Raw genomic sequence first — 12,801 nt, forward strand, 5'->3', positions numbered from 1 at the left:
TAGCAAACTGGACAAGCCATGTCCGATTTGATCCATGATTCCAAACTTCCCGAAGACAAAAAACACACCCTCATCCTTCTCATACAAGCGATGTTAAACGATGTGAACAAACAAATCACCCATCTTGGTATTAACAATTATATGAAACTCCAAGAAGAAATTGCAAAAATATTGGTTCCAGTCATCGAAGACAAAATGGAATGATTAGTCATAGCTACATACCAATTCTTTGTTTTGTATTGTAGCCAAACGATTGATTAAAAATACCATCCACTTGGGCATTTTGTTTTTCTGTTTGGTATGACAAAAACTGATCATTCGATTTGAAAGTTCTACCCAAATCCAAATATCCTTTCCCAAACGAAAGTTTTCCACACCGAGAGCCACAGATTCAGAATCCAATGGAATCGTTATTTTCGGGTTTTTTCCATCCCAAAAGGTAACGGAATGAACCACCTCTCCACTAGATACCGTTACCTTTGTACCATAAAATAAATTTTGTAAGTGAAGTGTCAGTGTCGATACTTCCGAATCCACCCAAATGGGATCTTGTTCTACCCCTCCAGACACAAAACGTTTGTTACCTAAAAGTGTTTGTAGTGGCAGTGGACTCGTGGTAAGTGCTAAACTCTCTCGGTATTGGTTCGCCAATCCAGAAGAATTCGCATCAAGGCCTCCGTTTTGATTCAAAAACAAATTGGTTTCAAACAATGGGTTCCGATAACTTTGGATCAAAAACTGTTTCCATAGTGTTTCTGGTTTTGATCCTTCATTCATAAATGAATCACTCAGTGGAAGGGCCTGAGATACGATTCGATTCCATTCTCCCAAAAATTCTTCCGTTATTTTTGGGTGTGACATTTTTACAAAAATTTCTTTATTTTGGTCACGGGCCGATACCGAATAATTATAAGACCCAACATACACATCTCTGTCATCCACTAACATGGTTTTGTGGTGGAGTAATCCTCCACGATAGGAATCATTTTTATAAACAAAATCAACATTGCCATCTTCCCAAATTTGAGAAGGATAAGATAATCCAAAATGGAGGTATTTACCTTCTGGATTTGTACTCATAGGAGAATTGTAGATACCTTCTACCCGAACACCACGTTCACTCGCCTTTTCCAATTTGAAACTCAACACAGGATCATAATGTGAATAAATCAGATACCGGATGGAATGTTTTGCCGAATCAATTGCATTTAAGATCTGAGTTTGGATTTCCCATCCAGCTTCCGGTGAAACAAAGTATTCTAATCCACCCATACGGACTCTTCCTAATATAGAATTTCCTTCCAGGGTTTGGATGAGGGAGGCTGATTCCTCCGGTGTGATGTTTTGGATCCAGTAAACATTATGATCGGTTTCCAAGCCATGAGAAGTAAAATTGCCTGTTCCCAAAAACATCCGTTTTTCATCGAATAACATAATTTTGGTGTGATGGATACCTGAACTTTGCCACCGTTTGGCATGAAAACCAAAATTCTCCAATTCGATATAATCTTCTTCTTTATCTCCAAAAATTGAGATTTTCACTCCCCTTCGTTTTTGCAGATAAAGTTCTCCTATAATATCTAAGTCATCTATGGAATAAACATACAAACGAATGGAATCCTTTGCCTTACGAATTTCCTGCAGTATCACTTCCTTTACGATTTGTTTTTTCGATAACGATACATGCCTTCCTGGATAGGAAAAATAAAGTTCATTAATCGGAGGACTTGCGAATAAAAAGGCAGTGAGATCGAGTTTTTCTTTGGTAGGATGGCAAAAAAACAAACAAATCAAAAAGGAAAAACAAAACCATTTGGTCCCACCAAATTTATGTACTTGTTTCATATTTGTAACCTTCCAAACACATAACCAAAATTGGAACGAATGCCGATTGATTCGGGCAAAAACAATTGGGAGATTCCTATCCCAAGTTCAAAACTAACTTCTTCGCGGATGGAAACTTCAAACATACCCTCCGCAATAAAAAACCGTTCAAATTCCCTTTTTTGAAAAGCGATCCTTCCATTCGTCGGGCCTGTCTGCCTATACGGTAAAAAATAATTCCCAATGAGTTTGAATACAAACTGATTGTATGTATAACTAAGGGCCAATTCTGTTAGATACCCAAATGATCGACCTTCGAGTAAGGCAAAATTCTTTTCATAACCTAACTCAGTAATGGCGGATGATGGAAAAACTTCAAAAATTTGGGAAAGATACGGAGTTTGACTGGGATGTGTTCCTAATGAAATAAAACCTTCTTTTACAATTTGTTGTTTTTCATTTTTTTCTTCTCTGTCAGAGATAAAGTGCGAAGATCGTATCTTCCAGCCAGCAAATCGAAGTTCCACTCCAGATTGTAATGCCTCTCCTGCAATGGTTATGGAACCAGGGGTGGCAGCAAGTTTGGATCTGGTTCTATCATTCCCTCGGCACCATAAAAAATCGAAATCAAAGGACAAAATGTCTGTGTGTAAGGAGAATCCTCCATTCCCATGCAGTAATGAATCTCCATCTGCTAAATACCGTTTCGTTTCATTTGGATGGTCTTTCGTATAAGGGCCAAGGCTACCTAATTCCAAATAATGCACTCCAAATCGGAAACTAAAACTATCTCCGTACACCAAACCTACGCTATGCCTCCTTCTGTGGTTTCGGCTATGTTTTGTGATTGGTTTTTCAACAGGAAAATTATTTGTTTCTCCTTCATTTAGGATTCCTTCTCGACTGAGAAGGGAACGAAACTGGTCTTTGGAGAGGAGAAGCGAACCAGAATGGAAGTCCCAGATAAAAAATTGCAGTGTTAATCCTAACTTTGGTTTTAATTCAAGGAAAAGTCCATCCCCCGCATCAAACTGAGTGGAAAAACTTTTTGGGGAAAATAGATGTTCCCTTCTACCCACACCCAAAAGGAAATTTTGTAGTTGGTAGCCGAAGTAACTATTTTTTCCTAAATAGTATTGGCGTAAACCTGTGTCAGGACCAGAGGTTAATTGTATGTGTAAGTCCCATACAATTTGATTTTTGGATTGTTTGTCCTTTAGACCAACAAACAAGGATTCACCGGAAGTACGATAGAGGTATGGTTCCGCTTGAAATGAATTCCTCCACCTATTGTAATTGAAATCCCAACCAGAAACTTCCAATCGTTTCCCTTGCATATTTTCTTTTAAAAACAATTCATAACCAAACAAACCTACTTCTAATCCAACCGCACCAATTTGATTGAAAGGAAAAAAGGAAACCATCGCCATCACAAACCAAATTGTGATTTGAAAATTAGAATTCAATTTTCCTCGCGAAAGGTTTCAAAATCATCTGACGAGGTTCCATTCGTATTTTGTTTTAACCAGAGGTATTCTCCAGTAACGACCGTTTTACGGAATGGTCTTACCGATTCTCTGTGACCAAAGGCTGAAACCAAATAGGAATTCCCATTTTTTACCTTTCGGAGTTGGATGGATTCACCACTTGAAATTCCATTCCCTATGGTTTGTGTGGTTCCTACTGTTAACAGTAAGTCTCTCTCGCTATGGAAAATGGGAAGGTACCAATCCTTACCATCGGGGTCCACTATCCAAGCGCAGTGTTCTGGAAGTAAAAGAGAATCATTGATTACAAATCCATTTCCTGCTTTCCCTCTTGGCACTTTATCAGGAAATCGAGTTTGGTATGGCACGAGTGGATCAGATGAAGTTTCATCTTCAATGGAATACAAAAACAAATCTTCTATTTGGTTCGATCGGTTGCAAATATAGACCCATTCATTTTGGGCGTCATAAGGATTGGGGTAAACTGCCTCAATTTGAACAGGGCCTTTTCGCTCCAAAAAACCTGTGGGTCGAGTGAGTTTTGGACTTGTGATATAAGAATAAAGTTGTTCGCTCCGTTCTTCCGTTAAAAAAGGGTCAATTTCGATTTGAAAAAACTTTGGAGTAATCGTTGTTATCCTTCCATTCGATAAACCACGACCATTCCCCCAGTTTACAATTGTGTTTTGGTCGATGGCAAAATTAGTATCATACTTCCCTTCCAAATCAGACTTTCGAATCTCCAAACTTCTTTGTTTCTCTTTCCCCGGTGTTCTGTAAAAACCGGAACAGGAATCCGATTGAGTGAGTGAGGAAGAAAAGAAAATTGGACTTTCTTCAGGGTGGAGAGAATGGATTCCAAAATTTGAGATTTCATTCAAAGAATTTTGGTCCCAAAACAAACGAACCATTTCCAGATTGTCTTTCTGAAGATAACTTAGAGACTGGAGACCATTGGAAAAAAATCCATCGGGAAGATTGACAATCATTCCTCCATTGCAATGGTTAGGTGAGATTGCAAACGTTGTCATTTCTGTACTTTGGGGTTTCCAAAAAAACAATTGATGGTTTGCACTCGTTTGGAATGTAAAAACTCCTTCCTCATAGGAATGGAAACCAAAATCGAAAAATGGAAACTGATTTGTCGCTAATTCTAATAATTGCCCCCCAACTCTTGGAATGACCACTCCATCATGAGTCCCTGGACTCATATAAAAACCTAATGATTGTAAGATTGGGTTTGCCCCTTGTTTTGGATGAGGGAATTCATATTCACTCTTGTATATAGAATGGAGATTTTTTTCACGATTTCGGATTAGGTGGAAATGGTGGTTTGGAAATTCAAATAACTTACTTTCCTTCGTGATCCTGGATTGGAGTTTGAAGGAAGGAATTTGAAAGACAACTTTCGGAAGCAAAAACGGTTTTTCTCTTTCTAAGTTCCCCCAACCCGTCCAAGGTTTTCGAACCAGTAAAAACAAAGCATCCTTTTCGAGTATGGTTTCCTTTGCCACAAATGGATACATAGAATCATTGAAAATCCAATTGAGGGAAGAGAGATCACAACGAGGCCCCCGATTTTGAAATTCGAAAAACGCAGGAAATGGAAATTGGGAGTCTGATTGATTGCCTGGATAAAACTCAGTGAATTGGATCCCTTCTAACGAACAACTTGGTAAAGAAAACAATGTTTCATCATAGGTTAGTTCGTTGGGAATTCCTGGATTTCCACAAAAATTTTCCTTTGTTTTCCAATACTTCCATTGGTCTCGGCAAGCGGTGAAACTGATTTGGTTGGAAAAAAATTCTTCCCCTTGGCGAAAGGAGAAAGGAAAGTCTTGGAAATTGGACTCGCCAAACCGAATGAGAGTTTGAGTTCCAAGGGAAGAAAGAAACGATTTGGGAATGGGAATCCCTTGTAATTTCATTTCATCGGATAACAATAAGATTCCATGTGGTAAAACCAAACGACTTCGTTTCAAAAATTCATTGGATTGGAATTGGGAAAGTTCACTACCTTCTTCCCATTCGATGGATTCCGCTTTCGGACATAAAACAGAATCGGTGGGATTTTCCCATTCCAGATAACGCAAATAAGATGATTCAGAATGGCGAAAGACTTCGGAAACTATGGGTGAATTCGGAGTACATTCTGATAACCAAATATCATTTTGATTTTGGATGGATTCTAAAATCAAATCAGTATCAGGGCAAGGAAGGGTCAAAACGATGGCTGGAGTTTGGTTTAAGGCAAGAGACAATTGGTTTGATCGAAACAATACCTCACATTCCGATTTCGATTTTTGTAAAAAAACAGGATGCGGAACTGCAAATACTTGGTAGGAAACAATTCCATTAGACCAAATTTGTTGTTTCCATTCTAAAGAAGGATTTGTTTTGTAAGTTTCCTCTTTCCACTTTCCAAATTCTGTAAGACGGATCTTCCAATCTTTACCCGATTCATAAAAATGAGGGTACTCACCCTCAGTTTTTTCTAAATAAGAAAAACCTTCTTTCCAACGAAAAAATGTATCTCCATCCATTCGCAAACAAATTTGGAATTTTCCACCTAACTCAAGTTGGAAGAGCTTCAATGGAAGGGAAAAAATACAAAGCACACCCGATTCATATAATAAAATTGATTGAGAGTCTTTTACCTCAAAAGGTTTCCCTAACGTTCCATAAAAAAATTGGATACTAGGAGACTCTCCAACAAATTCAGAAGGAAAATAAAAAGGAGATTTGCCTTCTGAATGACATGCAATAGAGAGAAAAACGAAAATCCATACAATACGTTTCACTTACAGTCACCCACATACGTGAGTGGTGAAGGATCAATCCTTAGGTTCTATTTTTTTTAAACTCTGGATGTTATTGTAAATTTTTTCGGCAAGGACAGGTCCAATCCCTTGAACCCGTTCTAATTCCTCGCGTGTAGCATCTGTTACTTTTTTCTTAGAATGGAAATAACTTAGGATACTTTTCCTTCGACTTGCCCCAATATCGGGGATATCATCCAGAATAGACTTCAGTGCTTTTTTCTTACGTTGTAATCTCTGGAAAGTGACACCAAAACGATGGGCTTCATCTCGTAAATTGCGAAGGAGTCGCATCATGGGTGAATGGATGTCAAAACTATACGGGTGTTTTTCACCTGGAAAATAAATTTCTTCCCGTTTTTTGGCAAGTCCCACCATGGGGATATGTCCTAGATCCAAAGCGATGGCTGCTTCCGCTGCTCGTGAAAGTTGTGTTAGGCCCCCATCAATCACAATCAGATCAGGCAAAGGTTCAGCTTCGTTCACAAGATGGCTTAACCTCCTTGCAATCACTTCATGGATCATACCAGGGTCATTGATTCCCTCATACCCACGCATTTTGTAATGCCTATATCCTGGTTTATATGGTTTTCCCTCCACAAACATCACACCACTTGCCACAGGTGAACTGCCTTGGAAATGTGAGATATCATAACATTCGATGGTTCGAGGTAATGTGGGTAGGTTTAACTTCTCTTGCAATTCTTTCATGGCGACTGTTTGGTCGCGGAGTTTGGTTGCAAGGATTCGTTCTGTCAAACTGAGGTCTGCATTTTTTTCTGCTAAGCGGAGTAAGGATTTTTTCGGACCCATCTCAGGGAATTTGAGTTTGATGGAAGTTCCAAATTTTTCTAAGATGGCTTCTAAAAAAACATCATAATTTCCTTTGGCTGAAGTTGGTAAATACACCACACTTGGCAAAATGCTTACATTTAAATAATAATCGCGTAAAAAGGATGTAAACGCTTCTTCATCGTCGGAAAACGAAAGTCCAGAAAGAGGAAATGATTTTTTTCCTTCAAGCCTTCCCCCTCTTACCTCAAGGATCACAATTTGACCTTCGTCCTCCCGTTTACTAATTCCGAGAATGTCTTCATCTCCACCATCTAAACTAACGACAGTTTGTTTCTCTCGAATTTGGTTTATCTTTTCAATTCTTTGTTTGAGAAAACCTGCCCGTTCGTATTCCATTTTGGCCGACGCAGCAATCATTGCCGATTTTAAATCAGCAACTAAACGTTCCTTTTTTCCTTCCAAAAATCGTAAAATCTCATCCACTAACTCTGCATAGGTTTCTTTTGAAACATTGCCCTGGCAGGGACCCAAACATCGTCCCATATGGAAATTGAGGCAAGGCCTTTGTGGTTTTGCCAAAGGAAGTTTTAACTTGGTTTTACGAATGGGAAAGATCCTGTGTATCAGTTCTAAAGTATCCCTTGCGGCTTTCACATCAGTAAAGGGACCAAAAAATTTATCACCATTGTCTTTCACTTTGCGTGTTAAAAAAACCATTGGGTAGTCTTCACTAGTAGAAACACATAAAAAAGGATATTTTTTATCGTCTTTTAACCTAACATTGAACTTAGGATTGTATTTTTTGATGAGAGTGGCTTCAAGAAGTAATGCTTCCTTTTCAGTCCTTGTCGCGATCCAATCTAAATCATATAACTCAACAAAAAGTGCCCGAGTTTTTCTGTCCTTTTGGTTTGGATTGAGATAAGACCTAACTCGTGATTGGAGTTTGAGTGCTTTTCCTACATAGATCACTTGCCCCATTTGGTTTTTCCAAAGATAACACCCAGGTAAACTACCTAAATTTTTAATTTTTTCTTGGATGGTTTTGAGAACGAGTGTGTCTTTCATAAAGGGGTGGTTTTGGAATTTTACGTTTACAATTCTTAGACAATCTGTATCCCTACGGTATGGACATACGGAAAATGATCAAATTTATAATTTTTGGTATTGAAGGATTTAACTATCTCATTGGATTCCCATTATTACTATCTTACATCTATTTTTTCACACAATGGACACAAGAAGAATTTGAAATCATTCTAATTTCCACTGCCCTTATCGTCATTTTCCTACTTGTTTTTTGTGTCTCATTTTATTACGTCCGTTTTGCCCCTATCCTTCGCATTTACAATGGAACGGCAACCAGTAAGGTCAACCATAAGGCCTATTTCTGGTTGGACCACTTGGAAAAAGTTTCGATGATTGATGTTGTCACAAGGTATAGTATCGGGTATGTTTTTGTTTTGATCGCCTTACTTGTATTCCAAAAAACAAGAAACTTTGTCCTCTTAAGTGAACTTGCGATTGGCCTTGGTATGACTTTGGCTTTTACGATTTTATTCCAATCCATTTTCATTGGGTATGTCGAAACAAAGTTTAATACAAAAGGGATTTTGTTATCCATACGCATGGACAAAAACTCGAGGATCAATACAAGAAGGTTATCTCGCAATTTGGGATTCCAAACTGTATTATCCTTTCTCGCAGCCATATTACTTCTGTTTATCATCAATTACCGAATGAACTTCAAACAAGAGTTAGATCTTGTGAATACCTCGATGAAACAATCGGTTATGGATTCAGAATCATTGATGAGGCTCACTCTTGTTGATTTTAGGGATCGTTTGACCATATCCATATTCGCAGATAAGAAACTCAAAGACCAAATTGTGAAAAAAAATCTGAATGGAGTTCGTGCTGTTTTAAATGAAATTCAGTTACGAAGTACAAACCATGCTGTAGAAGCTTTGTTTTATTACAAACCAGAAGATGGGATATTTATCTCCACAAACGAATATGATAAATCCAAAACAGGTGGGATATTTTATATAGAAGACGGTGATTTGACTAGACAAGGGCCACTCCGCCATACAAGCATTCGTTCTCGAATTTCTGGCGATATAGTTTCCCCATACACCCTTCCCGTGTATGAAAATGACCAGTTCCAAGGGTATGTGGGAGGTTTCTTAAACATTGGAAAACTATCTAGTTTTATTTTAGGAAACTTAAAAATTGGGACCTCTGGCAAAGTTGGATTTTTTGATGGGGATGGCTCCATCGTGTATTATTCTGACAAAAAGGAAATTGGAAATAATGCCAAAGCCAAATTGGTATTTGATACCCCCTTCCAAACAAACGAAGCTTTAGGATTTTTAGATTCCGCAGAAGATGGCACACAAAAACGGATTTTCTTTGTCAAAAACCCTGAGTTCAATTACATCATCTTTTGTATTTTTGAAAATGCAGAACTCTATGAAAAAACATTGATGAGCCTTTTATTGACACTGGGAATTTCCATTTTTATTGTCATCGTGATTGGTGTTGTTACCGTACTTGTCATCGAATCCAAACTAAAACCATTAGAACGAATCAAAGTCCGTATCAGTGAGATGGTCAAAGGCAATCTTAAATCTGACTTTTATGACCCAAGCCGAGACGAAATTGGAAGTATGGCCAATGCAATGTTTGATTTCCAAACTAAATTACGCCAAATTGTCAACCAAACCCAAACGGTATCAAACGAACTTAAGAATACTAGTTCCGACATTTACGAATCAATGTTAACGCTTTCCGATGCGGCCCAAAACCAAGCGGCGAGCAGTGAAGAAATTTCAGCCTCTATTGAAGAAATTACAGCAGGGATTGAAAGTGTGGCCCAAAGGACAGAAACCCAATCTTTCACCTTAGCCTCACTCATGAAAAAAATGACGGAACTCAACCAAGCCGTTACAGAAATTGATAAAAAGTTTCAAGTAGCCGATACTCGTGTGGGAGAGATCACAAAAGATGCAAAAAAAGGGGAAATTTCTTTAGGGGAAATGAAACTCTCGATGGATAAAATTTACCAGTCTTCCTCAGAAATGACGAATGTGGTGGAAATCATCCATAATATTTCCGAACAGATCAACTTACTTGCGTTAAATGCTGCGATCGAGGCGGCAAGGGCTGGTGCGAGTGGAAGAGGATTTGCTGTGGTTGCCGATGAAATTTCAAAACTTGCTGACAAAACAGCAAAATCCATCGAAGATATCGAAGAACTCATCAAACAAAACGAAGGGGAAATTAGCCAAGGCCAAGAAAAAATTGACCAATCGATTTCCATCTTAAGTGAAACCATAACAGGTGTAAATTCGATCAACCAAATGACAAAAGAGATTCGGTCAGTAGTACAAAAACAAATTGAAACAAACGAAGAAGTAAACGAAGGTGTCACTCAAATCCGAGAACTTTCAGAGATGATCAGAGAAGCCACCGACGAACAAAAAACCGCGATGATGGAAATCTCACGTTCGATTGCAGAGATCAATCAGCATGCCCAAACCACAGCGATATCGAGTGATGGAACCAAGTCCAATTCACAAAACATGAACCAACTCACTGAAAGTTTACGTAAAGAGATCAATTATTTCCATGTCTAAACAAAAAAACAAAGTCCCTCTCAAAACAAAACTCATTGCCATCCTTTTGCCTATGGGCATCGGGTTGGTTTTTGCCCTCTTTGTGAAATACAAAATTTTGTTACCTGTCTCCATTTCCAATGGTTATATGGAACCTACCCTCAAACAAGGAGAGACAAAGTATTTTACGAAGTGGTTTCGAAAAGACAATTTAGGAATTGGAGATGTCGTGATAGCCGTTTCTCCAACAGATCCCAAATCTTATTTGATTGCAAGGATCATTGGCAAACCGGGGGACTCCATCTCAATCCAAAAACGGTTTGTCTTTCGAAATGGCACCATCCTTGACCCGGCACTTTTTCCAGAACCAAGTTCCCAAACCATTCCACTCATCCCTTCTGGAAAAACAGAACACGATGATATGAACCCTGTAACTGTCCCTGACAAAACATTTTTTTTACTTGCTGAAAACAGGGAAAATGGAGTGGATTCAAGAACTTTGGGACCGATCCAAGAATCACAAATTTTTGCGGTTTTATGGTAACATAACAAACATTAGTTGTTGATTTTAACTGGTAATCCAATTGTAAAAATGGTTTTGCCAGGTTTCGACGTAAATTGAATGGAACCTAAGTGCCGTTCTACGATCTTACGCGAGATATCCAAACCTAGTCCACTCCCTTCTCCCAACGGTTTCGTGGTAAAAAAAGGTTCAAAAATACGATTTTGAATTTCCAAAGGAATTCCTGGTCCTGAGTCCTCAACCGACACAAACACTGTATCCCCTTCTAATTTTGTTTGGATGGTAAGATTCCCTTGAAAGGACATGGCTTGTAATGCATTGTAAATCAAATTGGTCCAAAGGTGTAATAATTCTTCAGGATACCCTTCGATAAAAGGAACATCCCCAAACTCCTTTATCAGTTTTACATTTTTTTTGAATTGGTTTTGGTAAAGGGTTAAAACCGTTTCGATATTTTCTTTTAAATTCACTTGGATGGGATTTTTCGAAATCTCAAAACGTGCAAAGTTTTTTAAGGCAAAGGTCATTTTACTCGCTCTTTCCACGGCAAGTAACATGATATGAAGGGATTGGTACACGGTGATCTCTTCAACGAGCAATCGGAGAATCCGTTCCAATCGATCTCCACAAAGTAAGTCTTGGAACAATTCGAGAACATCCAAATCAAATCCTGCATCAATCAAGTGGAAAGCAAAGGTATCGGAGATTCCATTTGTTTGTAACCACACTTCTAATCGTTTTCTACGGTTCGTTCGATCCCGTCCGGAAATGATTTCGATCCTTGTTCTTAATATTTGGATGAGTTCTAAAAATCGTTTTTGTTTAGCGGTATCTGGTAATAATTCATTTAATTCTTTTTGGAAAATAGAAAGTTCGGATTCAAATAAAAACTCTTTTAGGTTTTCTGCAGAAGATTGGATGGCAGCAATTGGATTATTGATCTCATGAGCGATCCCTGCAACTAGTTGGCCAAGGCTTGCTAGTTTTTCGGATAACACCAATTGGTTTTGGGCTTTCTTTAAACTTGCGATTGTCATCTCCAATTCGTCATTTGATGTTTTTAATTTTTTTGTACGTTCTTCTACCAATCGTTCCAATGATTCATTGAGTTCTTTTAGTTCATTTTCTCTAGCGATCAGTTCATCATTGATTTTGTTTTTGCGTTGGTTACTGATGGTAAGAGAGATTTGGTCACCTAACTGGCTACAAAATATAATTTCATCTTCTAACCATTCAAGTTTTTTTCTTACATGTTCAAAACACAATGTACCAATGAGTTCTTCTCCCATTCGGATCACACCATCTAACATAGCTGTGATGCCATTGGGAATTAGGTAGGAATCGATAAATCCTTTGGTTCGCGGATCGGTATAAGGATCATTTGCATCCACAAACTTTTCATTTACGAGGTAATGGAATTCTTCTCGGAATTCATTTTCCTTGAGAATGGCGCCAGAACTGTGAATCCCCAAACTCCTTATATAGGTATCCACATTAACAAGTTCATTTTTGGAATCGTTAAAAAGCCATACTCCCACTCGTTCGATTTCCAAGCCTTCCGCAACAGACTTCGTGATGAGCCTTGCTATGGTTTGGATATCTCCCGACCGAGCACTTGGGTGAGAAGAGACTTGGGCCAAGATATTTTGTTGGATTCTGGCACGAGTGAGCTCTAATTTTAAGGAATCCATGGAAATCTTAGACATCCCAAACGCGAGAATTCATACATTCCAGAC

8 protein-coding genes are annotated in these 12,801 nt (G+C 38.5%); 3 read left to right on the forward strand and 5 right to left on the reverse strand.

Going from position 1 to position 12,801, the window contains the following annotated elements; translation table 11 throughout:
• The first annotated feature begins 18 nt into the window (after nt 1-18).
• Nucleotides 19-204, forward strand: a complete 186-nt coding sequence (locus LEP1GSC202_RS13570) for a hypothetical protein (protein WP_015678394.1) — start codon at nt 19-21, stop codon at nt 202-204.
• Here the strand turns inward: LEP1GSC202_RS13570 and LEP1GSC202_RS13575 are convergent, their stop codons facing one another.
• Genes LEP1GSC202_RS13575 through uvrC form a run of 4 tightly spaced genes read right to left on the reverse strand, consistent with a single transcriptional unit; the run spans nt 205 to nt 7,993 of the window.
• Entirely contained in the window at nt 205-1,845 is a 1,641-nt protein-coding gene (locus LEP1GSC202_RS13575) for a phospholipase D-like domain-containing protein (RefSeq protein ID WP_015678020.1), read from the reverse strand.
• Complete coding sequence (locus LEP1GSC202_RS13580) at nt 1,842-3,290, reverse strand: LA_2168 family protein (protein WP_015677992.1); 1,449 nt, start codon at nt 3,288-3,290, stop codon at nt 1,842-1,844. Before LEP1GSC202_RS13580 ends, LEP1GSC202_RS13575 begins: the two co-directional genes overlap by 4 nt.
• Nucleotides 3,287-6,112, reverse strand: coding sequence for an LIC11755 family lipoprotein (locus LEP1GSC202_RS13585; RefSeq protein WP_015678091.1), 2,826 nt, complete (start codon nt 6,110-6,112; stop codon nt 3,287-3,289). The genes LEP1GSC202_RS13580 and LEP1GSC202_RS13585 overlap by 4 nt, the downstream gene beginning before the upstream one ends.
• Nucleotides 6,113-6,145: 33 nt before the next feature.
• Nucleotides 6,146-7,993, reverse strand: a complete 1,848-nt coding sequence (gene uvrC, locus LEP1GSC202_RS13590) for an excinuclease ABC subunit UvrC (protein WP_015678277.1) — start codon at nt 7,991-7,993, stop codon at nt 6,146-6,148.
• 74 nt (nt 7,994-8,067) lie between these two features.
• On the opposite strand from uvrC, the gene LEP1GSC202_RS13595 reads away from it, so the two are divergent.
• Nucleotides 8,068-10,563, forward strand: a complete 2,496-nt coding sequence (locus LEP1GSC202_RS13595; protein WP_015678120.1) for a methyl-accepting chemotaxis protein — start codon at nt 8,068-8,070, stop codon at nt 10,561-10,563.
• A complete protein-coding gene (lepB, locus tag LEP1GSC202_RS13600) occupies nt 10,556-11,086 on the forward strand; it encodes a signal peptidase I (protein WP_015678237.1) in 531 nt (176 codons plus the stop codon). The genes LEP1GSC202_RS13595 and lepB overlap by 8 nt, the downstream gene beginning before the upstream one ends.
• A gap of 11 nt (nt 11,087-11,097) precedes the next feature.
• On the opposite strand, the gene LEP1GSC202_RS13605 is transcribed toward lepB, so the two are convergent.
• The gene (locus LEP1GSC202_RS13605; RefSeq protein WP_015678165.1) at nt 11,098-12,756 is read right to left on the reverse strand and encodes a GAF domain-containing sensor histidine kinase; all 1,659 of its coding nucleotides are present in this window, start codon (nt 12,754-12,756) and stop codon (nt 11,098-11,100) included.
• Between the last annotated feature and the right edge of the window lie 45 nt (nt 12,757-12,801).

The sequence above is a fragment of the Leptospira yanagawae serovar Saopaulo str. Sao Paulo = ATCC 700523 genome, from assembly GCF_000332475.2.
Lineage (GTDB): Bacteria > Spirochaetota > Leptospiria > Leptospirales > Leptospiraceae > Leptospira_A > Leptospira_A yanagawae.

Bases quoted from the DNA above. Each gene is read 5' to 3' on its own strand.
- LEP1GSC202_RS13570 (WP_015678394.1), top strand. From the start codon at position 19: ATGTCCGATTTGATCCATGATTCCAAACTTCCCGAAGACAAAAAACAC.
- LEP1GSC202_RS13575 (WP_015678020.1), bottom strand. From the start codon at position 1,845: ATGAAACAAGTACATAAATTTGGTGGGACCAAATGGTTTTGTTTTTCC.
- uvrC (WP_015678277.1), bottom strand. From the start codon at position 7,993: ATGAAAGACACACTCGTTCTCAAAACCATCCAAGAAAAAATTAAAAAT.
- LEP1GSC202_RS13595 (WP_015678120.1), top strand. From the start codon at position 8,068: ATGATCAAATTTATAATTTTTGGTATTGAAGGATTTAACTATCTCATT.
- lepB (WP_015678237.1), top strand. From the start codon at position 10,556: ATGTCTAAACAAAAAAACAAAGTCCCTCTCAAAACAAAACTCATTGCC.
- LEP1GSC202_RS13605 (WP_015678165.1), bottom strand. From the start codon at position 12,756: ATGGATTCCTTAAAATTAGAGCTCACTCGTGCCAGAATCCAACAAAAT.